The organism is Jiangella endophytica, assembly GCF_003427025.1.
Lineage (GTDB): Bacteria > Actinomycetota > Actinomycetes > Jiangellales > Jiangellaceae > Jiangella > Jiangella endophytica.
Genome location: NZ_QVAI01000005.1, coordinates 214179 through 240390 on the forward strand (window position 1 = coordinate 214179; position 26212 = coordinate 240390).

Below are 26212 nucleotides of genomic sequence, written 5' to 3' on the forward strand. Positions count from 1 at the left end.
GCCATGACCCGATTCACGTCGCCCACCCTCGCCGGGGCGCTGGCCTGCACGGTCGGCATGACCATCGTGGGTGCGTCGATCGCCTTCGGCCCGCTGCTCGCCGACTACCCGGTGCTGGCGGGGCAGGCATGGAGGTACCTGCTCGCCGGGCTCGTGCTGCTCGCTGTCATGCGGGTGCGCGGGGTCGTGCTCCCGCGGCTGCGTCCCAGCCAGCTCGGCCGGCTCGTGCTGCTGGCCGGCACCGGGCTGGCGGCGTTCAACTGGCTGCTCATCGAGGGCACGAAGCGGTCCGACCCGGCATTCCTGGCGGCGGTGCTCGGTGCGACGCCGCTGGTGCTGGCGCTGGCCGGTCCGCTGTTCGACGGTGGCCGTGTGCGCGCCCGGACGGTCGGCGGCGCCACGATCGTCGTCGCCGGGATCCTGGTCGTGCAGGGTGCGACGACCGCCCCGCTCGCCGCGTTGCCTTACGCCGTCGGGTTCCTGCTCTGCGAAGCGGCGTTCACGCTGCTCGCCGTCCCGCTGCTCAAGGAGCTCACCCCGCTGCAGCTGTCCGGCGCGGTGTGCCTCGTCGCGGTCCCGCTGCTGGCCGTCCTGGCGGTGCTCGAGCCGGGCGCCGACCTCGTGGTGCCGACGGTGTCCGAGGCGGCGACGCTGGCGTTCCTGGCCGTGTGCACGACGGCGATCGCGTTCCTGCTCTGGTACGGCGGCGTGGTCCGGCTCGGCGCCGACCGGGCCGGGCTGTTCGCCGGGGTCATGCCGATCGCCGGCATGGTCGTCGGCGTCATCGCCGGGACGTCCGTGTGGACTCCGGTCGGGCTGGCGGGTTCGCTGCTCTGCGGCGCCGGTATCGCGCTCGGCCTGCGCCGTGCGGCGGCTCCTGCTCGTCGTCCCGAGCCCGTGCCGGCTGGGCCCGTGTCGGCTGGGCCCGTGTCGGCCGTGCCCGTGTCCGTCGAGCCCGCCGCCGCCCCAGTCCCCGCGGAGACCGTCTGATCCGGCCGTTCGCGGCGGGCGTAGGCGAATCCGGCCGGGCCGGCCCGCCGCGGCCGGAGAATCGACGCATGGAGGACTGGCTCGACGACCAAGGCGTGGTGACCCTGCCCAGCGGCGTGACGGTGCGCGGCCGGCCGCTCGGCGCCGAGGCCAGCCCGGCCGACTTCGCGCTGGTTCTGACCGACGGGACCATGCCGGCGTGGCCGCATCGACGGATCCGCTGGCCGGACTTCTGGATCCCCCTCGACCGCGCCGACGCCCTCGACGCGCTGCACGAGGCGTACCGCCGCGCGGGTGACGGCGAACGGGTCGAGGTGGCGTGCCGCGGCGGCCGCGGCCGGACGGGGACCGCGCTGGCCGCGTTGGCGATCCTCGACGGCGTGCCGGCGGCGGAGGCGGTCGGCTGGATCCGCGCGCACTACAACCCCCATGCCGTCGAGACTCCCTGGCAACGGCGCTGGCTGCGCGGCGTCCGCTGACCGCCGCTCGCCGCTCGCCGTCCGCCGTCGGGCCGAACCGCTCAGTCGATCGCCAGGTACGCCGTCCGCAGCGCCTGCCGGGCCCGCGATGCCAGGCTGGAGACGGCGTTCGGTGTCAGCGACAGGCCGGGCGCGAGTTCGGCCGGTGAGTACCGATCGACCTCGACCAGCCACAGGATGCTGCGCCACCGCGGCGGCAGTGAGGCCCAGGCGGCCGTGACGCGCTCCGACTGTGCGGGTGACTGGACGATCTCGGCGCTGCGCTCCCACATGTCGGGATCGTCGTTGGCGATGGTGCGGCTCTCGGCCTTGCAGTACCGGTAGGCCAGGTGCTTCACCGTCGCCAGGACGTAGCCCGAGAAGGAGTCGCGCGGGCCACGGCCGGATCGGACCGCCCGCAGCACGAGATAGAACGTCTCCTGTACGAGGTCGTCGGCGGCGTGTGTGTCGCGAACGATGTTGTGCGCGGCGCGGCGCGCCATGGGGGACACCCTGCGGTAGAGAGTGCCGAACGCGGCGTCATCCCCCTGATACGCGCGATCGAGCAATACGGTCGACTCTTCATGATCCCACCCCTTGATCATGAGCACACGGTCCCTGTGACCAGGCCGCTCCGGCGTCGGGGATGTCCGCATTAGTGCATTCGGTAAACACGTACGTGGTCCGGAAATTGACTGAAATAGACGGTTCAAAAGCGACGAAACTTGTTCAATACGGACAAGCGAAACCAATGACTGTGGGAGAGATCACGTTTATCATTCGTGCTGTGGTGCCGACGCGGTGGCTCTTCAGGGGTAAGGCCGCCAAGTTGGAGGGGGCGATCGAACCATGGCAGAACGCAGGCGCAAGTACCGGGCCACTCACGTGCAGCTCGGAGCTGGTCCGCGATACCTGACGGCGTTGAGCCGCGGCGCCGGTGCGCACCGAGCCCGCGCGCATCGGCCGGGGCTGCGCCAGCGATTCAGAACCATGTTCGTAGCCAGGTCGTGGTGACGGTGCGCCGCGCCAGACCGGCCCGCTGAGCTCGGCGCCTTTCCCGGCTCCGGCCCGTCCGCCCGGAGCCGGGGAAGGCGCCGCGGATCGATCGCGCCGACCTGTGCAACGCCGACGCTCACCGCGTCGGCACGGACGCGTGCGCTGTTGCCGCTGGGCAGGCGCACGAGGGAACGGTTCCCGGCGGCGTCGGGGGGCGCCGGGAACCGCGAGGACGCCGGCCTGGCCGCGGTTGTATGGCCAGGCCGGCGGGCGTCGTCGTCCGCACCATGCCGCTGACGGGCGCGGCGAAACGCTGGTGGACCAGGGCGGGCTCAGCGGCCCGCCTCGTGGGGCGTCGGCCTGGCCGGGGGCTGAGTGGCCAGGCCGACGCCGTCAGCGTGGAGCGAGCAGGTATGAGAGTCGTTGCGGATGGTGCCGGTGTGGGCCGGTGCCCCTTGCCTGCGCGGGGCGCGGGGCGCTGGGAGCTGGGCGCCGTCGTCCGGTGGTGGAGGTCAGCGGCGCGGGAGGATGACCGGCGTACCGGTGCGGGGGTGGGCGATCACCTCGACGTCGTGGTCGTAGACCTCGGTGAGGAGGTCGCCGCCGAGGACGTCGGCGGGTGCTCCCGTGGCGACGATGCGGCCGCCCGCGAGGACGGCGACCCGGTCGGCGTGGGCGGCAGCGAGGTTGAGATCGTGCAGCACGACGACGACGGCCACGCCGGTGGCGGCCCGGCTGCGGGCGACGCTGAGGACGAGCTCCTGGTGGCGGAGGTCCAGCGCGGCGGTCGGCTCGTCCAGCAGTAGCAGGCCGGTTCGCTGGGCGAGTACCCGCGCCAGCGCGACGCGGGCCTGCTCGCCGCCGGACAGCGAGGTGAACCGGCGCGCGGCGAACTGCGCGACGTCGGCGTCGGCGAGGGCGGCGCGGACGGCGTCGTCGTCGGTGGACTCGAGGGGTGTGCCGGCCCAGGGCGCCCGGCCCATCTCGACGACCTCGGCGACGGTGAACGGGAACGAGAGGCGCACCTGCTGCAGGAGAACGGCGCGCCGCATCGCGGACTCGGTCGCCGACCATGCGCTCAGCGGCGCCCCCGCCAGTGTGACGGTCCCGGCGGACACGGCGACGTCGCCGGTGAGGGCCGAGAGCAGCGTCGACTTCCCGGCACCGTTGGGTCCGACCAGCGCCAGTACCTCGCCGGCGCGGACCTCGATGCTCACGTCCTCCAGGACACGCGTCCCGCCGAGGGCGACGGACACGGCCGTGGCCGCGGTGACGACCGACCCGGCGACGGGTGGGGCGGGGAGCCGGTGGCCTCGGCGGACTGCTGCCCAGCGCCGGCGCCGGCCGATCGACGGCTGGTCCTCGCCGAGTCCGGGCTCGGGAGGGCGACGCGTGTGCTGGTCCTCGGGGTGGTCGGTGGGCGCTGGTTGGTCGGCCGGGTCGGTGGCCAGCTGCCCCTCGTGGCGGGCGTGGGGTTCTGGGTGGCGGTGCGTGGGGGTGCTGGCGGGTGGCTGGTCGTCGCGGGTGGCGAGCGGGCCGGGTCCCGCCGAGTGCGGGCGCCGGGGCTGGTCGTGGGGCGACGTCGTGTTCGTCATGCCCACCCGCCTTGGCTGGTGCGGGTCCGGCGCAGGAGCCAGAAGAACAACGGCCCGCCGACCAGGGCGGTGAGCATGCCGAGCGGAAGGTCGGCATACCGGATGGCCGTGCGCGCGACCAGGTCCGCCGACACCAGCAGCAGTGCGCCGCCGAGCGCACTGGCCGGCAGCAGGACCCGATGCCCCGGCCCGGCGATCATCCGGATCAGGTGCGGGACGACCAGGCCGACGAAGCCGATGACCCCGGCGAAGGCGACCCCGGAGCCGACCAGCATGGCGACGGCGGCGATGGCGACGAGGCGGAGACGCTCGACGTGGACGCCGAGGTGGCGGGCGGAGCGCTCGCCGAGCGCGAGCAGGTCCAGCGACCGCGCCATCGCGATCGCCAGCGTCAACCCGACCACGACGAAGGGCAGCACCGCCACAACCGCCTGCCAACGGGCGCCGTTGAGGCTCCCGAGCTGCCAGAACACGATCTGCTCCCGGGCTTCCGGCGTCGCCACGAACGTCGCGAAGGCCACGATCGCGAACGCGACCGCGGTGACCGCGACACCCGTGAGGACGAGCGTGACGACCTCCGTCCGGCCGCCCGACCGCGACAACGCGTACACCAGCAGCGTGGTGATCAGCCCGGTCGCGAACGCCGCCACCGCGACGGTCCATTCGCCGAGGAAGTTCGCGCCGGTGACGAACACCAGGCTGGCCCCGACCGCGGCGCCCGGCGAGACCCCGACGATGGCGGGCTCGGCCAGCGGGTTGCCGAACACGCCCTGCATGAGCGCCCCCGCCGTCGCCAGCGCGGCGCCGACCAGCAGCGCGAGCACGACCCGCGGGAACCGCACCAGCCAGAGCGTGTTCTCGCCCTGCACGTGCTGGGGCCGCGGCCCGACGTCGAGCGGCAGGTCCGCCGTCACGCCGACCTGGGCCAGCAGCCACTCCAGGTTCGCATCGAGCCGATGCATGATCGACCCGACCACCTCGGACGGCGGGATCTGCAGCTGGCCGCGGCCGGCCGACACGATCGTCACGACGACCAGGGCGATCGACAGCGCGCCGATCAGCAGTCCGCCCCGTCCGCGCCGCCACCGTTTCGCCCGCACAGCGGCCGGACCCGGCCCGGCCGGCGCCGGCGGCGCCGACACCGCCGCCGTCATGGCTGGTAGACGGCGTGCGCGAGCGCCTCGATGGTGCGCCCGGTGCGCGGCCCGAAGCTGAGCAGCACGGAGTCGGCCATGTCGACGACGCGGAGCTTCTCGCCGGCGGGGGTCTGGGCGACGCCGGGCAGACGGAGCATGCCGTCGACGCCGCCGATGGACTCCAGGCCCTTGGTCATCATGATGATCACGTCGGGCGCGGCCTCGATCAGCGCCTCGGACGTGATCTGCGTGAACGGCCGGTCCAGCCCGATGTCGGTGCCGACGTCGACCGCGCCGACCGCCCGGATCATCGCGTCGGCGCCGGACCCGGGCCCGGCGAGCAGCTGCACCATGCCGCCGCGGGTGTAGAGGAACGCGATGCGCAGCGGGTCGGCCCCCGCGGGAGCGAGCGCCAGCGCGTCGGCGATCTCGCCGGACGTCCGCTCGACCAGCTGCTCGCCGGCTTCCGGGACGCCGAGCGCGCCGGCGACGGCGCGGATCTGGCTGGGGATGCGGTCGAGGTCGCGGGCGTCGTCGAAGAAGATCACCGGGATGCCGGCGTCGCGGAGCTGCTGCTGCACCTCGGGCGGGCCGACGCTGGCGTCGGTGAGGACGACGGTGGGGTTCAGCTCGAGGATCGCCTCGGCGCTCATGTCGTGGCCGCCGGGCGTGACCACCGGAAGATCGGCGGCCTGCGGGAACCCGGTGGAGGCGTCGCGGCCGACGACGTTGTCGCCGAGGCCGAGGCTGAACACGATCTCGGCGAGCGTGCCGTAGAGGTCGACGGCGAGGATGCGGCTGGCGTCGTCGACGACCACGGTCTCGCCGTCGCAGGACTCGACCGTCACGGGCAGCGCGGGCGACACGTCGTCGGCGACCGGCGTGACCGTCTGGTCGACGACGGCGGTCGACGGTCCGAGCACGGCCCGCGGATCCGCGGCCGGGTCGACGGCCTCCGAACCGGCCGAGGCCGACGGGCGAGGAGGCAGCGGCTCACCGTCGGCGTCGACGGTCACCCCGAACCCGGGTACCGGCTCCTGACAGGCATTGACGGCATCGGCAGCGGGGTCCGCCGGGGTGCTCTGCGACGACAGCCGTGCGTCCGTCCCCCCGTCTGCCGCGTCGTCCTCCGCCGCCACGCACGCCGTCGCGCCGAACAGCAGGCCGGCCGCCACGGCGACGACCAGACCGTGACCTCGACGCCGCACGTCAGCCGGCCGCGGGCAGCGACGGGTGGGCCGCGCCGAGCTCGGTGAAGATCTCGGTGTTCATCCCGTAGGCGGCGATCACCTCGTCGATGACGCGTTCCCGCTCGTCCGGGTTCCACGGCGCCGCGTCGAGGCGGGCACGGTAGGCGTCCTTGAACGGCCGCGGCTTCGGGATCTGCTCGAAGTGGTAGAACCGCACGCCGTCGCCGCCCAGCTCGAAGCCGTACGTGCGCGAGACCAGCGTCCCGACGGCCAGTCCGCCGGACAGGTCGCCCAGGTAGCGGGTGTAGTGATGGGCGACGAAGCCGCCGGGCCACTGCGCCGTCTCGCGAATGCGGTCGGCGTAGTGGCGGGTCGCGGGCAGCGGCTCGAGGTCGTCGACGGCGTCGGCGCCGCCCAGCAGGAACGCGAGGTCGCGCCGCAGCGACGGCACGCGCTCGAGCTCGTCGGAGACGAACGGCCCGGCGATCGGATCGTCGCGCATGCCGGCGCCGACCGATTCCAGCGCCTCGTAGACGAACAGGTGCTGCGTGACGAGCGCGGTGTAGCCCGCTCGGCTGATGCGGCCCTCCATCAGCGCGTTGATGTAGTCCGCGCCGTTCGCGACGTCGTGCAGGTGCCAGCTGCGTTCGCGCAGGGCCTGGGAGAACGTTCGGGGTTCGGCCTCGGCCGGCGTTCGAGTGGTCGGCACGGATGCTCCTCCGGGTCGGCGCTGCACTTGAGACAAGTATTGCATCTTAGGTTTGCCTACCCCAATGTAGGTATGCCTTACCTTTACCGTTACTGTGCCTCATGATCCGCAGAACCCCGACATCAGGTTGAAGGGTGGGACATGTCCGACGTTTCCCGACGGCGTTCGCGTCGCCGTCGACTCGTGACGGCGCTGGGGGTGGTCCTGGCGACGGGGGGCTCGCTGAGCCTCGCCGAGACCGCGGCGGCCGCATCCGCCACCGGTCCGGAAGGCCAGACGATCACCGTCTCCAAGGTCGACGGGCTCGACCCGGCCGGTGAGACGATCACCATCCACGGCGAGGGCTACGACCTCACCAAGGGCATCTACGTCGTCGTGTGTGTCAACAACGGAGCTGGTCAGCAGCCCACGCCGTGCCTCGGCGGCGCCGACATGGAGGGTGGCGGCGGCTCCTCGGCGTGGATCTCGTCGAACCCGCCGTCCTACGGCGAGGGCCTGGCTACGCCGTTCGACGAAGTCGGCGGCAAGGGATCGTTCGACGTGCAGCTGAGTGTCACCGCGAGTGACGAGTTCACCGACTGCCTCGACCCCGCGCAGGCGCCCAACGGCTGCGTCGTCGGCACCCGCGCCGACCACACCCGCACCGCCGACCGCAGCGCCGACGTGCTGCTTCCGCTCACCTTCGCCGGCGCGGGCGGGTCCGGCAGCGGCGACGCCGATGGCGAAGCGTCGGGCGCCGACTCAGGCAGCACCCCGTCGCCGTCGTCGACCACGGGCGCCGCTGGCGCCACGGGCGCCGCGGCCGGCGCGGCCGGCGCGGCCGGCGCGGCCGGCGGCGGGTCCGACCTCGCCGAGACCGGCGCCCCGATCGTCCCGGCCGCGCTGGCCGGCCTGGCCCTGCTCGGCGGCGGAGTCGTGGCCGTCGCCGCTCGCCGCCGCACCGAGGAGACGAACCGACCGTGAGGACCACAACGTTCAGACGGACCGTGGCGGCCGTGCTCGCCGCCGCGCTCGGCACCGGCACGCTGGTCGCGGGCACCGCACCCGCGGCCCTGGCCGCCGCCGAACCGGCCGGGAGTGCCGCGACGGCCGCCGGCGCCGCCGCCGAACCGGCCGGGACTGCCGCCGACGCCGTTGCCGGCACCCTCGACTGGGGCGTGAAGGCGTCGTTCCGGAACTACATCACCGGCCCGATCGCGCACGGCTCGATCGAGGTCCGCGACCCCGCCATGCGAAACGAGGACGGGACCTTCCGGTTCGCCGACGCGACCGGCACCGCCGACGCCGACGCCGGCACGGCCGAACTGGCCTTCGTCGGCGGGGTGTACTTCGCCGGCCATGACATGGGCGCCGGCCCGCTGCTCGAGCTGACCGTCACCGACCCGCGGGTCACCGTGACGTCGGCGACCGAGGGCGTGCTGATCGCCGACGTCGTCAGCAAGTCGCTGGACTCCGGCGAGCTGGTGACCTACGACGACGTGGAGCTGGCCGGCCTCGATCTCTCCGACCACCCGCTGACGTTCGACGGCGACACGGTGTCGGCCGCGGGCGTTCCTGCGACGCTGACCGAGGCCGGCGTGCCGGCGTTCGCGAACTTCTACGCCGCGGGCACCGTGCTCGACCCGCTGACCTTCACCGCGACGCTGGAGGCCGACGAGCCGGACCCGGTGTGGGAGCCGTCGATCGAGGTGTTCGCCGCTGACGGCGTGACCCCGGCCGGCGAGGCGGAGCTGACCTACGGGGACACCGTGGTGGTCAAGGGCGAGGGGTTCGACCCCGAGGGCAACGTCGCCCCGGAGGGCAACCGCCCGCCCATTCCGGCCGGAGTTCCCGCCGGTGCCTACGTCGTGTTCGGCTCGTTCGCCGACCAGTGGCAGCCGTCGCAGGGCGCGCCGTCGTCGGCGCGGACCGTCGGCTCTCAGCAGTGGGCGTTGGCGCAGGCCGCGCTGGACCTGGTGCCGGCGCAGTACCAGGACGCGATCAGGGCCCAGTGGGCCGACGTGCAGCCTGACGGCACGTTCACGGCCGAGCTGACGCTGGCCAAGCCGGTCGACCGCACGACCGGTGAGCCGGTCGAGTGGCCGGACGGCACCACGCCGGGCGTGTACACCTACGCCGCCGGCGGCACCGTCAACGCCGATCAGGAGCTGTCCGCCCCCCTCGCCGTCGCCGAGGATGAGGAACCCGCGGTCCCCGCGCTCACCGTCTCGACGGCGACCGGACTGGACAACGCCGGCACGAACGTCGTGGAGGTGTCGGGCAGCGGATTCGACCCGCAGACCGCCATCGAGGTCGTGCAGGCCGTGCGGGTGGAGGGCACCGACCCGTCGACCTGGCCGAAGGCGATGGGCTCGGCCCGGGTGATGACGACGGCCGAGGGCGAGTTCCTCGTCCCGGCGTCGCTCAACGCCGTGACGTCGCGGTTCGTCCCGGACGGCGGGGGCGACGTCTACGACTGCAAGGTCGTGGAGTGCGTCGTGCTGGCCTACGACTTCGGCGACCCGGCCGACCGGACCCAGGACGTCTGGGTGCCGATCGCGTTCGACGACGCCGAGCGGCCCGCGCCGTCGGTGACGCTCGACGCGACCGACTTCCCGGCCGAGGGCGGTTCGACCTACGTGCACGGCACCGGCTTCGTCGCCGGCGACCACCTGCTGGTCGTGCAGACCAGCGCGCAGGGCACGGCGAGCGACCCGCGCGAGCTGCCGCGCAACCCGTCGGGCACCAGCCAGCTGGTCCCCGGCGAGGGCGACGGCGCGTGGAGCCTGAAGCTCGACGGCCTGGCGCCGGCCTTCACCACCGAGGACGGCACGACGGTCGACTGCCGTGAGGAGGAGTGCGCCGTGGCGGTGTTCCCGAGCCGGCGCGCCGACCTCGAGCAGAGCGTGTTCGTCGCGATCGCGTTCGAGGACGAGGAGCCGTCCGCGGGCGCCGGAACGCTCGACTGGGGCCTGAAGGCGTCGTTCCGGAACTACATCACCGGGCCGATCGCGCACGGTGCCATCGAGGTGCGGGAGCCGGCCACGCGGAACGAGGACGGCACGTTCCGGTTCGCCGACGGCGCCGGGACCGGGTCGGCGGAGGAGGCCGAGCTCGCGTTCGCTGGTGCGGTCTACTTCTCCGGGCACGACTCCGGGGCCGGGCCGCTGCTGGAGCTGACCGTCACCGACCCGAGGGTCGCGGTGACATCGGCGACGGACGGCGTGCTGGTGGCCGACGTGGTGAGTAAGTCGCTGGACTCCGGCGAGCTGGTGACCTACGCCGACGTCGAGTTCGCGACGCTGGACTTCACCGACCATCCGGTCACGGTGACCGGCGGCGTCGCCGCGGCGTCCGGAGTTCCGGCGGCGCTGACGGAGGCGGGCGCCGAGGCGTTCGCCGGCTTCTACACGGCGGGCACCGAGCTGGACCCCGTGACGTTCAGCGTCACCCTCGAGGACGAGCCGCCGGCCCCGACGCCGACGGTCGTCGTGTCGGAGGTCGAGAACCTCGACCCGTTCGCCGACCAGATCACCGTGACCGGGTCGGGGTTCACTCCCGCCGATCTGGCCGGCGGGCTGCGGGTCGGTGTCGGCGTGGTGACCGGCGACGGCGGCGTGCCGGAGCTGGACCCCGTCGAGACCGTCGCGTTCGAGCCGGTCAGTGGGCTGCTGTCGTACGGCCGGGCGGCGCTCGGCGTGTTCGAGGTGACGCTGACGACGGGCGCGGTCGAGCCGGGCACGACGCTGGCGGTGTACACGTCGCCGGTCGACCCGACCGCGGACCCCGCGTACACGACGCAGACGCCGATCGAGTTCGCCGACGTCCGAACGCCGCAGCTCACCGTCACGCCGACCGACGACCTGGTCGTCGGCACCGAGGTGAGGATCGAGGGGACCGGATTCGCCCCGAACCGGCGCATCTCGCTGGCGATCACCGCGAACGCCGAGCAGGACCCCGAGTACGGCTGGCCGACCGGCTGGCTGCAGCACGAGGTCGTGCAGGCCGATGCGTCCGGCGCGTTGTCGCGGACGCTGACGCTGGCCGGCACCGTGACCGGCAGCGGCGTGGAATGCCTGGAGACCGCCTGCTTCGTGGCGAGCTTCAGCTCGGCGCAGGCGTCCGACGCGGCCCCGGTCGACTACCGCGCCGACCGTAGCCAGGACGTGGTGGTCCCGGTGACGTTCGCGGCCGACCCCGGCCCCGAGCCGGAGCCGCCGGCCGTCACCGTCGACCCCGACCCGGTGGTGCAGGGCGAGCCGGTCACGTTCACCGGTACCGGGTTCGAGCCCGGCGCGACGGTGACGGCGGTCGTCGACCGCGACGCGCCGCCGGCCGGCATCGGCACGCTCGACTGGGGCGTGAAGGCGTCGTTCCGGAACTACATCACCGGGCCGATCGCGCACGGCACGATCGAGGTGCGCGACCCGGCGACCGAGAACGCCGACGGCACCTACCGATTCGCCGAGGGCACCGGCGACGCGACGGCGCTGGCGTTCGGCGGTGAGGTGTACTTCTCGGGGCACGACATGGGCGCCGGGCCGCTGCTGGAGCTGACCGTCACCGACCCGCGGGTCACCGTGACGTCGGCCACGGACGGTGTGCTGGTGGCCGACGTGGTGAGCAAGTCGCTGGACTCCGGCGAGCTGGTGACCTACGACGATGTCGAGCTGGCGGCGCTGGACTTCACCGACCACCCGGTCACGGAGTCCGGCGGGGTCGTGGCGGCGTCGGACGTGCCGGCGGCGCTGACCGAAGACGGCGTGGCGGCGTTCGCGGACTTCTACCCCGCGGGCACCGAGCTGGACGCCGTCACGTTCGCCGTCCCGGTCGGTGAGGCCGGGTCCGATCTCCGGGCCACCGCCGCCTCGGCCGAGGCGGGCACCGGCACCGCCGGTGAGGACGGCACAGTCGAGATCGGCTGGACCGTGCCGGCCGACCTGGCGGTCGGCGGGCACACCGTCGACCTCGTCGTCGCGGACGACTCGCTGGCGAGCACCGCGTTCACCGTCGAGGCGGCGGACGAGGAGCCCGAACCCGAGCCTGAGCCCGACCCCGCGGTCGGCGTCGACCCGGAGACGGTGGCGCAGGGCGAGACGGCGACGTTCACGGGCACCGGGTTCGGCGCCGAGGAGACCGTCGAGGCGACGATTCTCATCGACGCCGCGACCGAGGAGCTCACCTTCGAGAACGACCACGGCCAGACGATCACCGTGCGGTCCGCGGACGGCAACCCGCTGGTACGGCGCGACGGCACGCTGCTGGTCGTCGACGGCGGGGAGCTCGACGTCACGCTGACCGGGCTGGCGCCGACCAGCGAGGAGAACACGCCGGACGCCCCGGCCGGGTTCTACCTGCTGACGGCGGTCGACAACGGTCCGGGCGAGGTCGCGACGCCGGCCATCGGCGGCGCCGACACGACCGGCGAGTCCGGCACGTCGCGGTGGATCACCAGCTTCCCGTACCCGGGGAGCGAGGACATCGTCGTGCCGATCGCCGACGGCGTGGCCGAGACGTCGATAGCGCTGGTGGCTGCCGACGAGTACGCCGACTGCGACGCCGGATGCGTGCTTTACCTGCGCACCGACCACCGGTCGGCGGCCAACCGCGCGTTCGACCTGCGGGTGCCGCTGGAGTTCGTCAGTGCCGACGAGCTGGCCGAGGCGGCGGAGACCGAGCCGGTGACCGTGAGCGGCACGACGTCGGCCGACGGCGAGGTGACGCTGGACTGGACCGTGCCGGCCGACTCGCCGGTCGGCCCGGCGACCGTCACGCTGACCGGCGCGGACTCGGCGCTGACCGCATCGGCGCCGTTCACCGTCACCGCCGCCCAGCCGGGCGACGACGGCGGCTCCGACGAGGGCGGGGCCGAGGACGGCGGTGACGCCGGCGGGTCGGACGACGGGACCGACAACGGGACCGACGAGGGGACCGACGACGGCTCTGAGAACGGCTCCGAGGGCGGCTCCGACAGGGGCGACGGCAACCTGCCCGACACCGGGACCGACCCGCTGGTGGTCCTGATGGCGGGGCTGACGCTGCTGGCCGGCGGCATCGTGGTTGGGCTCTACGACCGCCGCCGCAGGGCCTGATCGTTCGATGGTGCACCTGGTCGTTCCTTCGGGAGGACGGCCAGGTGCACGGCCATTCATCGTACGCATGTCGCCCCTCCTCGTCGATCGAAGTTGATCTTGAAGAAAGGTTGACATACTCTCTTTCCAAGATCAACTCGGATGGGTGGGGCAGCGATGAGAGCTCAGTGGCGCGGCGGTGAGGGCGGCGGCCGCCAGCGGGAGCCACCGGGCCGGCGAGGATCGCCCACCGGTGTCCAGCGCTGTGCTGACCCGTCCGCCGATCAGCAGCAGCCCGCCGAGCGTCGGCGAGGGTGGTCGTCGTCCGGCGCCCGGCGGGGCCGGCGCGGATCGGCCGGCCGACCCGCGACCGGCGGACGACGGGCGGAATCGATCCGGCGAACGGCCGGTTGGATCCGACATGGTGACCACCGGAGCGTTGCTCGGAATCTCGGCAGTCGCGCTGGGCCTCGTGCTCACGCCGGGGCCGAACATGATCTACCTGGTGTCGCGGTCGGTGACCCAGGGGCGCCGCGCGGGACTCATCTCGCTGACCGGTGTCGCGGCCGGGTTCTTCGTCTACCTGCTCGCCGCGGCCGTCGGCATCGCGGCGGTGTTCACGCTGGTGCCGGCGCTCTACACGGCGCTGAAGATCGCCGGTGCGGCGTATCTGCTGTGGCTGGCGTGGAAGGCGATCCGGCCGGGCGGCGACTCCGTGTTCGCGCCGAAGTCGCTGCCGCCCGACCCGCCTCGTCGGCTGTTCACCATGGGTCTGGTCACCAACCTGCTCAACCCGAAGATCGCGATCCTCTACGTGTCGCTGCTGCCGCAGTTCGTCGACCCTGGGCGCGGCAGTGTGGCGGGGCAGAGCGTGGTGCTCGGACTGACCCAGATCGTGGTGGCGCTGACGGTCAACGCGCTGATCGTGCTGACCGCCGGCTCGCTGGCGTCGTTCCTCGGCTCGCGGCCGTTGTGGATGCGGGCGCAGCGCTGGGTCATGGGGTCGGTGCTGGCCGGGCTGGCGATGCGGATGCTCACCGACCGGTCCAGGCCGGTCGCCGCCGCGACCTGACGCTGCCGCGACGGGGCCGCCGTCAGCGGGCCTGCCGCGACGTGGGGGCCGCTCTGTCGTGGGTCCGCTGTGGCGTGGGCCCGGGTGGGACGCGGGGCCCGCCGCGACGTCGTGCCGCCGCCATGCGGGCTCGCCGCGACCTGACGCCGGTCTACCGCACCCGGTAGTTCAGGTAGACGACGCCGTTGCCGAACCGGCGTTCGTCCAGCAGTTCGAGGTCGAGCCTGACGTCGTCGGGGAAGAATCGGGTGCCGCCGCCGACGACCACGGGGCACACGATCTGCCCGACTTCGTCGACAAGTCCGGCCCGAAGTGCCGCGGCAGCCAGTCCGGGTCCGTCGACGGTGAGGTTCTTCTCCGACGACTCCTTCAGGGCGCGGACGGCGTCGGGGTCGAAGGTGCGCTCCAGTCGGGTCCGTTCGCTGCTGACGGACTCGAGCGTCGACGAGTACACGACCTTCTCCGCCGCCTGCCACAGCCGGGCCCAATCGAGCACGTAGTCGGGCTGGCCGGGCTCGTTGTGCGCGGTCTCCCAGTAGACCATCGTCTCGTACATGCGCCGGCCGTAGAGGAACGTCCCCACCGGCGCCGACAGCTCGTTGACGAAGGTGTGCAGCTCCTCGTCGGGCATGGCCCAGTCGAACGCCCCGTTCTGGTCCGAGATGTAGCCGTCGACCGAGGTGAGCATCGCGTAGCTCAGCGTCCCCATCCGTGCACCTCCACTGCTTGCGAATCGCAATCGGTTGGCGAGCACTCTAGGGCAATCGATCTCGAGGCGCCATCAGCCGAGGCGCCGGCGAACTCCGATGAATCCGCGCGCCGCCTCGGCGCGGCAGTAGTCGGCGAGCGTGGGCAGCCCGGGCTTCATCGGCTGTGCACCGCGCCAGGCCTGCGACCCGGCGAAGGCCAGCAGCAGGTCGGTGACGATGTCGGGGTCGACCGGCCACCTCGCCATCAGCTCATCGAACGCCGGCGTATCGACCCAGGTCAGCGCCAGCATGAACGCGTCGCCCCAGGACGGGCCGAGGCAGGACATCCCCCAGTCGACGATCACCGGGGCGCCGTCCGGCCGGACCAGCAGGTTGTCCTCGCGGACGTCCCAATGGCACAGCGACTCGACGGCCAGCCGCTCCGGCAACGTCGCGACCCGCGAAGAGAGCTGGGCGCCGTGGCCGGTCAGCCACGGCGGCAGGACGTGCTCCGGCGTGCCGGCGAGCTCGGCCCAGCGCTCCCGCCAGCGCTCGGCCATGTCCGGCAGCCGCCGGTTGGTGAGGGCCGGCGGCGATGGCGTCAGCTCGCGGGCCTGCCGCTCCACCAGCTCCCGGACGGCGGTCGCGTCGGCGCCGTGCGGGTCGGCGAGGTCCGGCGGGCGTCCGTCGACGTCCTCGAGCAGCAGCGCCACCCAGTCGCCGTCGTCGTAGCCGGCGAGCAGCGCGGGCCGGTACGGCGCCGGCGGCAGCGACCGGAGCACGTCGGTCTCACGGCGGAACAGTCCGGGTGTGCCGGGGCTGGGCGACGTGCCGACCGCCTTGACGAACGCCGTCCGCCCGCCGGCGGTCACCAGCCGGGTCGCGCAGCCCGGCGACATGCCGCCGGACTGCTCGTTCGTCGTCACGACGGGCGAGCCGAGCGACGCCTCGACCCAGTCGCGCACCCCTGCCGGGACGTCCGCGTACGTGATGCGGACGCCGACCGCGCGCGCCAGCGTCAGTCCTCGGTGCGGGGCTCGAGGCCGAGCGCGGTGGCGGCCTCGGTGTAGAGGCGGACGATCTCTTGCCGGATCTCTGGACGTTCCGTCAGCGGACGCGCGAACGGCACCCGCACGGTGCGGTCGACGCCGGCGGCGGTGACGGAGAAGTCGACCCCGGTGCCGTCGACGTGCGTCATGCGGGCCGCGGTGGCGTCCGGCGTGTCGCCGAGCCCGCGCACGATGACCAGCGAGTCTGCCGCGTGATCGTCGTTCATGTGGCGGCTGACGGCCGCGATGACCTCGGGTCCGAACGGGTTCTCGCTCACCACGACAGAATATCGGCGTGACGACACCAACTCCCGGCCTGTCCGACGACGACGTCGCCCGCGTGCGCGATGCGCTGGCGGCGGCCGGGTACACCGTCGACGGCGTCCGCGAAGTGCTCGGCCCGCGCGCCGCCGCGGCCCTGGACCGCAACGAGACCACGCCGGGCCGCCTCGCGGTCGGCGGCCGGGACGAACCGGCGGCGTTGCTCGCGCGACTCTGGTCGCTGCAGGCGCCGGTCGAGCGGTGGCTGCTCGAGCGCGTGCTGCCGGTCGAGCCGTTGCTGTCCGGCGGCATCCTGGAGGCCAGCGCCGACGGCGACACCGTCAGGGCCGTGGTCGACATCCGGCCGTACGCCGACGACGCCGGTGACTGGTGGGTGGTCGCCGACCTCACCCCCGGCATGGACGGCCGGCGGGCGCCGATCCCGGACGACCACGTCCTCGGCCTCAACGCCGCGTCCAGCACGCTCGCGCAGCTCACCGTCCGCCGGCCGGTCTCGCATGCGCTCGACCTCGGCACCGGCTGCGGGGTGCAGTCGCTGCACCTCGCCCGGCACAGCGAGCGGGTCGTCGCGACCGACGTGAACCCGCGGGCGCTGGCGCTGGCCGCGCTGACCGTCCGCCTGAACGCCCTGGACGTCGACCTGCGCCGCGGCAGCCTGTTCGAGCCGGTCGCCGGTGAGGCGTTCGACCTGATCGCGACCAACCCGCCGTTCGTCGTCTCGCCCGGCGGCACGCACGTGTACCGCGACGGTGGCCTCCCCGGCGACGAGATCTCCCGGCGCGTCGTCGTCGACGGTGCTCGGCACCTGGCCGAGGGCGGGCTGCTGCAATCGCTGGCGAACTGGACCCACGTGCGCGGTTCGGACTGGCGTGACCGGCTGGGCGAGTGGGTCGCGTCGACCGGCTGCGACGCCTGGGTGATCCAGCGCGAGGTCGAGGACCCGGCCGAGTACGTCGAGCTGTGGCTGCGCGACTCCGGTGAGATCGGCGACACGGGCTACGCGCAGCGCTACTCCGACTGGCTGCGCTGGTTCGACGAGCAGTCGGTCGAGGGGATCGGGTTCGGCTGGATCGCGTTGCGCCGGTCCGGCGTGGCGGACCCGGTCGTGCGCATCGAGGAATGGCCGCACGCCGTCGAGCAGCCGCTCGGCCCCACGGTCGGCGCGTGGTTCGACCGCGTCACCGACCTGCGCGTGGGCGACGAGGCGCTGCTGGGCGCCCGCCTCGTACAGGCCGACGGCGTCGTGCAGGAGCAGATCGGCCGGCCCGGCGACGAGGACCCCGAGCACATCGTGCTCCGCCAGCGGCGCGGTCTGCTGCGCGCCGTCACCGCCGGCACCGCCGAGGCCGGCTTCGTCGGCGCCTGCGACGGCACGCTGCCCGCCGGCACGATCGTCGACGCGCTGGCAACGGTGCTGGAGGCGGACGAGGCCGCGCTGCGGGCCGATCTGCTGCCGCGGGTGCGGACGCTGGTCCAGGACGGCTTCCTGGAGTTCGCCGCCCCTCAGTAGGGTCTGATGACCCCGATCCTGAGTTCGACGGGGAACGCGCCGGTGGGCGGGGTGACCGCCGCCTGGTCGAACTCCGGCGCCACGTGGACGACGACCGTCTCGCTCGCTTGGTCGTAGAACGTCCCGGTCAGGTGGGCGGCCTGCTCGCCGGCCCAGGAAGGGCGGTCGTCCCACACCGCCTTGGCCTGTGCGGCGCCGGCCGGGTCGGAGGTGCCGGCGTCGACGAGCCGGACCGCGACGGTGAACGCCGATGCGGCGAGCAGGTGCTCGACCGCGCCCGTGAGCGCCGCCCGCTGCTCCCGCGTCGCGGACGTCAGTCGCCGGACCTCCAGGACATCGTCATCGTCGTTCCAGCGCAGGCCGCCGAACGCCGGCAGGTCGCCGACGTGCGGCAGAAGACCACTCGCGGCCACGTCGACGCCGGGGTTGCCGATGGGGTCGTCCATGTCCCGGAGGCTAGCGCCCCTCAGGAGGCGCCGGCCACGGCGGTGACACCGACGACCAGGTAGATGAGGCCGCCGAGTGTCACGCCGACGGCGGCGACCAGCGGCACGCCCCGGGTGATCCACCGAAGCCGGGACGAGCGATGCGCCGAGTCGGCCAGCAGGGCGCTGCCCTTGATCACCAGCAGGCCGACCGCGGTCAGCGTCCCCGCCAGCCCGACCGCGAAGCAGACCACCAGGATCAGCGCGTACGCCGTGCGGCCGGTGAGGATGCCGCTGACCAGGATCAGGAACGCCGACGGCGACGGCAGCAGGCCGCCGGACAGGCCGAGCGCGACCAGACCCCGTCGCGACCACGGCGCCACCCCGGGCGGCGGCTCATGCCCGTGCCCGTGCCCGTGGCCATGCCCATGGCCGTGCCCATGGCCGTGCCCGTGCCCATGACCGGCCGCGGCCAGCGCCGGCTCGGACCGGACGCTGCGGACGTACCGCAGCAGCAACCCGACCCCCACGGCGACGACGATCAGCGCCGAGATCACCTGTAGCCAGGACGTGAGCAGCCGCGTGTCGGTCCCGCCGGACGCCGTCAGACCGACCCAGCCCAGCGCCAGCACGAGCACCGAGAACGTGTGCATGCCGGCGACGATCGCGCCCAGCAGGAACGCGTCGCGGTACCGTCCGTGTGCGCCGATCAGGTAGGCGGCCGCGATGGTCTTGCCGTGCCCGGGTGCGACGGCGTGCGCGCAGCCGACCACGACGGCGACGACGAGCCCGGCCCACCAGACGCCGGGGTTGTCGAAGAGCGCGATCAGCCGGTTGTCGAGTTCGTAGAGCCAGTTCACCGGGCCGCCTCGAGGGTCTGCGGGGCGCTCCGGTCGTCGGCCGCGGGAGCCGGCCGGGTCGTGCCGCGGCGCCACCAGAGCAGGCTGCCGGCGAGGGCGGCGAGGATCAGCCCGCCGGCCGCCATCAGCGCGACTCGCGCCGTCCCGCCGCCGCCCGGTGTCGCGTCGAAGCTCCACTGCTGGGTCGCGGTCGTGTTCGTGAACAGCGCCTGCGCCGGCTCGGACGCGACGTCCGACGTGACGACGGTGCGGTAGTTCTCGTTGATGTCCGTGAGCGTCGTGACCGTCAGCTCGACGGTGCCGACCGGGCGCGGGCAGGTGTAGACCATGCCCGCGCCGAGCGTCAGCAGATCCCGCAACTGCGTGACCTGCCCTTCGCAGGGTCGCCCGTCCTGCTCGACGACGAAGTGCGAGAGCAGGTAGCTGGGCAGGTTGTCCGAGCGGGCCAGCAGGTCGGCGCCGGTCAGCTGCGCGCCCGTTCCGGCGGTCTGGTCGGTCTGGCCGGTGAACGCGCCGAGGAACTCGCCCAGGTTGACCCAGTCGTCCTCGGCGGCGGTCCAGGTGACCGCCACCTCCGTCCCGTCGACGTCCAGCCGCGCCGACAGCGGCGGCCCGAACGGATGTGCGCCGGCCGGCGGCGCCGCGACGACCCCTGCGGTGACGGCGACAGCGGCGGCCGCGAGCGCGGCGGCCAGTCGGCGCGCGCCGCGGCTGCGGTGGACGATCGGCACCGGCCCTCCTTCGGCGAGACTCCGCACAGCCAACAGGGCCCGGGCGCGCAGCGTCCGCCGCCCGGCCGTCGTCCGCATGAACCCCCGATGAACATCCCGTTCGTCACGGCATGTCCGGTTCGCCGATGATCAAGGTGCCTTTTATCGCCTGGCGATTGAGCACCTTGGAACCCTGTCCGGCGCTCCCTAGCGTGAGTCGCTCCATCGGCACCGCTCCGAGGCCACCGCGCCGGCGCTCGATCAAAGGAGATCAACCATGTCCGACTCGTTCCCGGTGAAGACGATCATCAGTCCCGGACGCTACGTCCAGGGCAAGGGCGCGATCCACCGCCTCGGGGAGTTCCTGAAGCCGCTGGGCGGGGCTCCGCTGCTCGTCGCCGACGACATCGTCTGGGGCCTCGTCGGGCACGACGTCGACGCCTCCCTGGCGGCCGCCGGCCTGCCGGTCCGCCGCGAGAACTTCAACGGCATCCCGTCCGCGGCGGAGGTCGACCGGCTCGTCGCAGTGATCACGGACCAGGACGCCGACGTGGTCGTCGCCATCGGTGGCGGCAGCACCATCGACGCCGTCAAGGCGTCCGGGTTCCTCTCGGGCATCCGCTGGGTCACCGTGCCGACCGTCGCGTCGACCGACGCCCCCACGTCGGCGCTGTCGGTGATCTACACCGCGGACGGGGCGTTCGAGGAGTACCGGTTCTTCCCGAAGAACCCCGACCTCGTGCTCGTCGACACCCAGGTGGTCGCGAACGCCCCGGCCGACTTCCTCGCCGCGGGCGTCGGGGACGCGCTCGCCACCTGGCTCGAGGCGCGGGCCACGGCGAGCGCGTACGCCTCGACGATGGCGGGCGGGCTGCCCACCCTGACCGGCACGGCGCTCGCGGAGCTGTCCTGGGACGTGCTCTGGGACAACGCGCTCCCGGCGCTGGACGCCGTGCGCGCGAACGTCGTGACACCCGCGGTGGAGAAGGTGGTCGAGGCGAACACGCTGCTCTCGGGCATCGGCTTCGAGTCCGGCGGCCTGGCGGCGGCGCACGCCATCCACAACGGGCTCACCGCCGTCCACCAGACGCACGGACTCGCGCACGGTCAGAAGGTCAACCTCGGGTCCGTGACCCAGCTGGTGCTCGAGGGCGCGCCGACCCGGGACATCCGCGAGTTCATCGAGTTCACGACCCGGGTCGGGCTCCCCAACACCCTCACCGAGGTCGGGCTCTCACCCGACGACGAGAAGGAGCTGGCGACGATCGCGGCGGCCGCGACCGCGCCCGGCGAGACGATCTACAGCATGCCCTTCGAGATCCGCCCGGCCGAGCTCGTGGCCGCGCTGACCTCGATCGAGGGCTACGCGCGCACCGTCCGGGCCGAGGCCGGACTGCCCGCACCCGCACCGCACGGTCACTGATCCGACGCAGCCTCCGCGGCGGCCGCGGCCACCTCGGTGTCGCTGCGGAGGACGCAGAACTCGTTGCCCTCCGGGTCGGCCAGGGTGACCCACCCGGTGCCCGGGCCGTACTTGCCACGATGGTCGGCCACCTCGGTGGCGCCGATGCCGCGCAGCCGCTCGACCTCCTCGTCGCGGCCGCGGTCGGTGGGGCGCAGGTCGAAGTGGATGCGGTTCTTCACCGTCTTGCCTTCCGGTACCTCGATGAACAGCACGTGGTGGCTGCCGTCGGGGGACTGGATCAGGCACTCCTCGTGGCCGGGCTCGTTGGGGTCGTCGGCGAGGTCGACGTAGCCGATGACCTGCTTCCACCACTCCGACAGCTCGTAGGCGTTGGCGCAGTCGATGCTCGTGTGCGAGATGCGGGACGTCATGGCGTCACCCTGCCGCACGGCGGCCTCGCCGGACGACCGGTTTACGGCAGGTCCGCGAACACCTCGCGAAGGCCGGGCCAGGCCGACGACCGGCAATAGACGGGGATCTCGTCGATCGGCGCCGGCCGGGTCACCGTGCGGCCACCGTTGACGACCTCGCCCGTCCAGACGTCCACCCATGAGCCCTCCGGCAGGTACACGTCCCACGTCCGGGCGCCCGGCGAGAGCACGGGCGCCACCAGCAGCGCGTCGCCCAGGAGGAACTGGCGGTCGACGACGGCCCAGGCGGACGCGTCGGCGGGGTGGTCGAAGAACAGCCCGCGCATCAATGGCGCCCCACCGGCGACGGCGGCCGAAGCCGACGACGACAGGTAGTCGACCAGCCGCTCCCGCAGGTGCGCGAACCGGCGGAACACCGGCAGCACCCGCTCGTCCCCGGTCCGTTCGGCGACGTTCCAGGGGGTGCGGTCGCGCAGCGGCAGGCGGTGGTGGTTGAACTCCGAGTGGTACTGCATGATCGGCATGAACGCCGACGCCGCACCGGCCCGCAGGTACAGCTCGGGGTCCGGCACGTCGCCGGAGAAGCCGGCCAGGTCCCAGCCCCAGTAGACGATCCCGCAGGCGCCGGCCGTCACCCCGGCCACCACGGCACTACGGAAGCCGGACCACGTCGAGTCCTCGTCGCCGGCCCAGAACGCGCCGTGCGCCTGCGATCCGGTGAACCCGGCCCGGCTGAACGTCACCGGCGCCTTGCCCGCCGAGCGCAGCAGGTCGCCGTAGGCCCGCGCGTACTCGACCGGGAACCGGTTGTTGCCGGCCAGGCCGCGGGCCGACCCGGCGCCGTGCACGACGTCGTGCCCCCAGGCGTGCTCGCCGCCGTCGGTCTTGAAGCCGTCGATGCCGACCTCCTCGACCAGGTAGCGACGCTTCTCCGTCCACCAGGCGCGCGCCTTCTCCGACGCGAGGTCCGGCATCAGCGCGAGCGGGAACCACCAGCCTCGGTTGCGATAGGGCCGCCCGTCGTCCTCGGTGACGACGAACCCGCCGGCCACCGCCGCGCGGGCGTCGGCCGCCAGCTGGCCGGTCGGGTGCGGCCGCATCTTCAGCAGCGGGATCTGCCAGAGCAGCACCTTCACGTCCCGCGCATGCAGCTCCTTCACCATCTTGCGAGGGTCCGGCCAGGCGCCGTCGGCGGGGAAGGTGAAGTCGGCCAGCCGGTGCGGCCCGCCGTCCTCGTTCACCTCGTACCGAGCGTCACGGAACGCGGTGAACGTCGACTCGTCGCTCCACGCCTCGATCACCAGTGCGCCGACGGGGATGTCGTGCTCGTGGTGGGCGTCCATCTCGGCCATCACGCGGGCCTGCGTGTTCCACTCGTTGCCGCTGGCCCAGAGCCGGAACACCCAGTCGGGCAGCTCCTCGGGCCGGCCGGCCTCGTCGAGGAACTGCCGCACCACCGAGGCGGGCGACCCGTCGAACACCCCGATGCAGAGCGCGTCGTCGCCGTCGAGGTCGGCCTCGACGACCAGCCGGTCCGGTGTCGTCGCGCCGACGTCGTACCAGGTGCGCCGCGCCGTGCGGACGTGGAACCCCCACGACCCGGCGGCGCCGACGACCAGCGCGAACGGCATCGGCAGGTAGGTCCGCCCGTGCGCGCCCTGCGCCTTGTACTGCTCGAACACGACGGCGTCCAGGGTGCGCCCGCGCTGGTCGACGGCGTCGTATCGCTCGCCGAACCCGACCACGTGCTCACCCTCGGCGAGCCGCAGCGCGAACCGGACCCGCCGCGGCCCCTCCGGGCCGGTCAGCCACTCGACGCTGCCTGGCACCAGCCGGTCGGCTCCGCCGTCCAGCGACAGCGTGCCGCCGGACGCGGACCACGCGCCCGCCGCCACCGAGAACCACCGCGTCCTGCGGACCGCACCGGATGCCGTCGTCGACACGAACCGGTACCGGTACGGCGTCCCGGCGGTCAGCGGCGGCGTCGTCACCGACCAGAAGGACCGGTCGGCCAGCGACCGCGCCTGGGCGGCGGCCAGGTGTCCGCCGTCGCCGCCGTCGTCCGAGCCGGCGGGCCCCGCCGACGGGGGCAGCAGCGGCCAGGTCTCGACACCGGACGGGCCGGACCACTCGCACACGACGGCGTCGACGCCGGGCGCGGCACGCACCCGCAGCTCACAGCTCTCCCCGCCGACCGGGAGCGCGGGCACCCGCTGGTCGCCGGTGACCGCATACGGGTGCTCGGAGCCGAACGGACGGTGCCGGATCATCGGGCCCTCCCCACCAGGCCGAGCTCGGCCGCCAGCGTCAGGTACATGCCGTGCGACCAGAGCAGCGGCGTCGCGACCGTGCCCCAGCGGTCGATCCACTCCTGCTCGCGCTCCGGGGCCAGCAGATGATGCCCGACCTGCTCCGGCAGCTCGCCCGACGGCGTGGCCTGCGCGGCGATCCAGCGCAGCGACGCCAGCGCCTCGTCACGCCGCCCGGCGACCGCGTGGTTCCAGCCGAGGAAGGCCGTGAGCAGCGGCCACTGCCCGCCGCCGTAGAACGTGTCGGCCGCGTACCGGTGCACACCGCCGCCGACGCACAGCGCGTCCTCGACCGCGGCCACCGTCGTTCGCCCGAGATCGCTGCCGACGCCGACCAGCCCGAACGGCGCGACGCAGGCCAGCAGGCTCGCGTCGACGTCGGCCGCGCCGAGCCACTTCGTCAGGTGACCGCCGTCGGCGACCCCTTCGGCCAGCACCAGGGCGTCGATCGCCGCGACGGCATCGGTGGCGGCCGCACGCTCACCCGCCGACAGCGCGCCGGCCAGCGCCGGGTGCGTCGTCGCCGCCAGCCCGGCCCGGATCGCGCCCAGCGTGGACACGTGCCGGTGGTCGACGTGCTCCTCCCACCAGTCGTAGCAGGGGCGCGCCCAGAACGTCGTCAGGTACCGCACCGCCGTCGCCACACCCGCCTCGACGTCGTCGACCGGGCCGTGGCGGTCGGAGTGCGCCGCCAGCGCCCACAGCCAGGTGCCGTAGCCGTCCAGCTGGAAGTCCCACCACGGGTCGTTCCCGACGCCGCCGTCGATCGTGTACCGGGTCGGCAGCAGGTCCGCGACCGGGATGTGCTCACCGCGAACGGCCCGTTCGACCAGTGCGTCGACCTGGTCCGTCCGCTTGGTCAGCACGTCGGCGCACCAGCGGTGGAAGGCCGCCGGGCCGTCGGCGTCGCCGTACCGGCTGGCGCCCTCGGCGATGAACGCGCCGTCGCGGAACCAGCTGTAGCCGCGGTACGCGCTGAACGTCGGGCTGGCCGGATAGGCGCCGGACGGCGCCTGGTGGGTGGCGATGACCCGGTGGCCGGCATCGGCGAGCGCGATCAGCTCGCCGAGGCCGGCCGGGGTGTCGAGATCGGTCACAGCAGCTCGTCCACCCGCGCGGCGGCGTCGGCGACGGCCTGCTCGACGGTCTTGCGCCCGGCCGCGGCGTTGCCCAGCTCCTCGGTGACGGCGTCCTGCATCTCCTGCTGGCGGACGATGACCGGCGGCAGCACGGTCGCGTCCAGCGCGTCGAAGACGGCCTGGCGGTTCGCCGGCGGGGTCTGCTCGAGGTACGGCGCCAGCTTGTCCTGGTCGGCGATCGGCGGCAGTTCCCAGCCCGCGCTCAGCCGGGTGTCGACGGTGGTGTCCGACGACGTCAGGAACTCCAGCCAGGCCTGCGCCTCCTCGGGGTGCTCGCTGTTCGCGCTGACGACGACGCCGTTGGTGAACATCGCACTGGCCTTGGTCTGGTCACCCGGCTCGACGACGACGTCCCACTCGAACGGGACGTCGGCCAGCGGGCCGAACATCCAGATGCCGCTGTGCCACATGGCCAGCTTGCCCTCGCGGAACAGCGTCGAGTCGAAGTCCGGCGTGCCCGCGCCCTCGGCCTCGGTCGGCATGACGGTGCCGGACTTTCCGGCCAGCCACGTCGCGGCGGCGATGCCCTCAGGGCTGTTGAACGCCGTCGCGCTGCCGTCATCGGTGAGGAACTGCCCGCCGGCCTGCGCCAGCGCCTTGTAGAACTCGTGGAACGTCGCCGGCTGGTAGTCGCCCCAGACACCGGCCGCGGTGTCTGTCAGGGCCGCCGCGGCCGCCTGCTCGTCGGCCCACGTCCAGTCCGCCGTCGGCTCCGGAACCCCCGCCGCCGCGAACAGGTCCTTGTTGTAGAAGAGGACGACGTCGCTGAACGACTCCGGCAGGCCGAGCTGGGCGCCGTCGTGCTGGAACGCCTCCAGCAGCGACGGCGTGTAGGCGCCGCCGTCGACGTCGAGCTCCGCGAGCGCGCCGCTCTCGGCGTAGGTCACGAAGTTCTCGTAGTTCAGCTCGAACGCGTCGGCTTCGGTGCCGCCGGCGACCGCCGTCTGCAGCTTGGTGAAGTAGTCGGCGTACGGCGTGGTCTCGACCTGCACGTCGATGTCGGGGTTCTCTTCCTCGAACGCCGCCACGATGGCCTCGAGGTTCGCCTCGTTGCCGCCGTTGGAGGAGAACTCCTGGTACCGGACGACGACCTGGCCGGCCTCGCCGCCGTCCTCGCGGGTCGCGGAGCCCTGGGAGCAGGCCGACAGGGTGAGCAGTGCGGCCGCGGCGGCGACGGTGCCGCGGCGGATCGGGTGAGCCATGGGGA

General features: G+C 73.4%; 22 protein-coding genes. 7 read left to right on the top strand and 15 right to left on the bottom strand.

Going from position 1 to position 26212, the window contains the following annotated elements; all coding sequences use genetic code 11:
* Nucleotides 1-3 precede the first annotated feature (3 nt).
* Complete coding sequence (locus tag DZA62_RS12845; RefSeq protein ID WP_198663699.1) at nt 4-990, top strand: DMT family transporter; 987 nt, start codon at nt 4-6, stop codon at nt 988-990.
* 68 nt (nt 991-1058) lie between these two features.
* Nucleotides 1059-1469 carry a protein-tyrosine phosphatase family protein gene (locus DZA62_RS12850; protein WP_116949294.1) on the top strand — a complete coding sequence of 137 codons (411 nt, stop codon included), beginning with the start codon at nt 1059-1061 and terminating at the stop codon, nt 1467-1469.
* Nucleotides 1470-1510: 41 nt separating this feature from the next.
* Here the strand turns inward: DZA62_RS12850 and DZA62_RS12855 are convergent, their stop codons facing one another.
* The 5 genes from DZA62_RS12855 to DZA62_RS12875 form a co-directional block, all read right to left on the bottom strand.
* Nucleotides 1511-2104, bottom strand: a complete 594-nt coding sequence (locus DZA62_RS12855; RefSeq protein WP_116949295.1) for an RNA polymerase sigma factor — start codon at nt 2102-2104, stop codon at nt 1511-1513.
* An 852-nt stretch (nt 2105-2956) separates the two neighbouring features.
* Nucleotides 2957-3793, bottom strand: a complete 837-nt coding sequence (locus DZA62_RS12860) for a heme ABC transporter ATP-binding protein (protein WP_408618760.1) — start codon at nt 3791-3793, stop codon at nt 2957-2959.
* Nucleotides 3794-4035: 242 nt separating this feature from the next.
* Complete coding sequence (locus DZA62_RS12865) at nt 4036-5193, bottom strand: FecCD family ABC transporter permease (protein WP_116949296.1); 1158 nt, start codon at nt 5191-5193, stop codon at nt 4036-4038.
* Complete coding sequence (locus DZA62_RS12870) at nt 5190-6098, bottom strand: heme/hemin ABC transporter substrate-binding protein (protein ID WP_408618762.1); 909 nt, start codon at nt 6096-6098, stop codon at nt 5190-5192. The genes DZA62_RS12865 and DZA62_RS12870 overlap by 4 nt, the downstream gene beginning before the upstream one ends.
* Before the next feature lie 286 nt (nt 6099-6384).
* Complete coding sequence (locus tag DZA62_RS12875; protein ID WP_198663701.1) at nt 6385-7074, bottom strand: biliverdin-producing heme oxygenase; 690 nt, start codon at nt 7072-7074, stop codon at nt 6385-6387.
* Between the two features lie 183 nt (nt 7075-7257).
* Between DZA62_RS12875 and DZA62_RS12880 the strand changes: the two genes are divergently transcribed.
* The 3 genes from DZA62_RS12880 to DZA62_RS12890 all read left to right on the top strand — a co-directional run bounded on the left by DZA62_RS12880 (nt 7258) and on the right by DZA62_RS12890 (nt 14196).
* Complete coding sequence (locus tag DZA62_RS12880; RefSeq protein ID WP_198663702.1) at nt 7258-8037, top strand: hypothetical protein; 780 nt, start codon at nt 7258-7260, stop codon at nt 8035-8037.
* Entirely contained in the window at nt 8034-13145 is a 5112-nt protein-coding gene (locus DZA62_RS12885) for an HtaA domain-containing protein (RefSeq protein ID WP_116949299.1), read from the top strand. The genes DZA62_RS12880 and DZA62_RS12885 overlap by 4 nt, the downstream gene beginning before the upstream one ends.
* Nucleotides 13146-13545: 400 nt before the next feature.
* On the top strand, nt 13546-14196 hold the full coding sequence (locus DZA62_RS12890) for a LysE family translocator (RefSeq protein WP_116949300.1): 651 nt from the start codon (nt 13546-13548) through the stop codon (nt 14194-14196).
* 151 nt (nt 14197-14347) lie between these two features.
* Here the strand turns inward: DZA62_RS12890 and DZA62_RS12895 are convergent, their stop codons facing one another.
* The 3 genes from DZA62_RS12895 to DZA62_RS12905 form a co-directional block, all read right to left on the bottom strand.
* A complete protein-coding gene (locus DZA62_RS12895) occupies nt 14348-14905 on the bottom strand; it encodes a dihydrofolate reductase family protein (RefSeq protein ID WP_116949301.1) in 558 nt (185 codons plus the stop codon).
* A gap of 72 nt (nt 14906-14977) precedes the next feature.
* Entirely contained in the window at nt 14978-15850 is an 873-nt protein-coding gene (locus DZA62_RS12900) for an aminoglycoside phosphotransferase family protein (RefSeq protein WP_116949302.1), read from the bottom strand.
* Between the two features lie 53 nt (nt 15851-15903).
* Nucleotides 15904-16212 carry a DUF2470 domain-containing protein gene (locus tag DZA62_RS12905; RefSeq protein WP_198663703.1) on the bottom strand — a complete coding sequence of 103 codons (309 nt, stop codon included), beginning with the start codon at nt 16210-16212 and terminating at the stop codon, nt 15904-15906.
* A gap of 17 nt (nt 16213-16229) precedes the next feature.
* Here DZA62_RS12905 and DZA62_RS12910 point away from each other — a divergent pair, with 17 nt between their 5' ends.
* A complete protein-coding gene (locus DZA62_RS12910; protein WP_116949303.1) occupies nt 16230-17726 on the top strand; it encodes a DUF7059 domain-containing protein in 1497 nt (498 codons plus the stop codon).
* Here the strand turns inward: DZA62_RS12910 and DZA62_RS12915 are convergent.
* From DZA62_RS12915 to DZA62_RS12925, 3 genes are read right to left on the bottom strand one after another with little or no spacing between them, the layout of a single operon-like run.
* Nucleotides 17720-18172, bottom strand: a complete 453-nt coding sequence (locus DZA62_RS12915; RefSeq protein ID WP_116949304.1) for a hypothetical protein — start codon at nt 18170-18172, stop codon at nt 17720-17722. The genes DZA62_RS12910 and DZA62_RS12915 overlap by 7 nt on opposite strands.
* Before the next feature lie 20 nt (nt 18173-18192).
* Nucleotides 18193-19011, bottom strand: a complete 819-nt coding sequence (locus tag DZA62_RS12920) for a HoxN/HupN/NixA family nickel/cobalt transporter (RefSeq protein ID WP_116949305.1) — start codon at nt 19009-19011, stop codon at nt 18193-18195.
* A complete protein-coding gene (locus tag DZA62_RS12925; protein WP_116949306.1) occupies nt 19008-19742 on the bottom strand; it encodes a hypothetical protein in 735 nt (244 codons plus the stop codon). The genes DZA62_RS12920 and DZA62_RS12925 overlap by 4 nt, the downstream gene beginning before the upstream one ends.
* Before the next feature lie 256 nt (nt 19743-19998).
* On the opposite strand from DZA62_RS12925, the gene DZA62_RS12930 reads away from it, so the two are divergent.
* The gene (locus DZA62_RS12930) at nt 19999-21144 is read left to right on the top strand and encodes a glycerol dehydrogenase (RefSeq protein ID WP_116949307.1); all 1146 of its coding nucleotides are present in this window, start codon (nt 19999-20001) and stop codon (nt 21142-21144) included.
* Here DZA62_RS12930 and DZA62_RS12935 read toward each other — a convergent pair.
* The 4 genes from DZA62_RS12935 to DZA62_RS12950 are packed head-to-tail and all read right to left on the bottom strand — an operon-like array spanning nt 21138 to nt 26207.
* The gene (locus DZA62_RS12935) at nt 21138-21557 is read right to left on the bottom strand and encodes a VOC family protein (RefSeq protein WP_116949500.1); all 420 of its coding nucleotides are present in this window, start codon (nt 21555-21557) and stop codon (nt 21138-21140) included. The two genes, DZA62_RS12930 and DZA62_RS12935, sit on opposite strands and share 7 nt — an antisense overlap.
* A 41-nt stretch (nt 21558-21598) precedes the next feature.
* On the bottom strand, nt 21599-23827 hold the full coding sequence (locus DZA62_RS12940) for a glycoside hydrolase family 31 protein (protein ID WP_116949308.1): 2229 nt from the start codon (nt 23825-23827) through the stop codon (nt 21599-21601).
* Nucleotides 23824-24963 carry a glycoside hydrolase family 15 protein gene (locus DZA62_RS12945; protein ID WP_116949309.1) on the bottom strand — a complete coding sequence of 380 codons (1140 nt, stop codon included), beginning with the start codon at nt 24961-24963 and terminating at the stop codon, nt 23824-23826. The genes DZA62_RS12940 and DZA62_RS12945 overlap by 4 nt, the downstream gene beginning before the upstream one ends.
* The gene (locus tag DZA62_RS12950) at nt 24960-26207 is read right to left on the bottom strand and encodes an ABC transporter substrate-binding protein (protein ID WP_116949501.1); all 1248 of its coding nucleotides are present in this window, start codon (nt 26205-26207) and stop codon (nt 24960-24962) included. The genes DZA62_RS12945 and DZA62_RS12950 overlap by 4 nt, the downstream gene beginning before the upstream one ends.
* Nucleotides 26208-26212 lie beyond the last annotated feature (5 nt).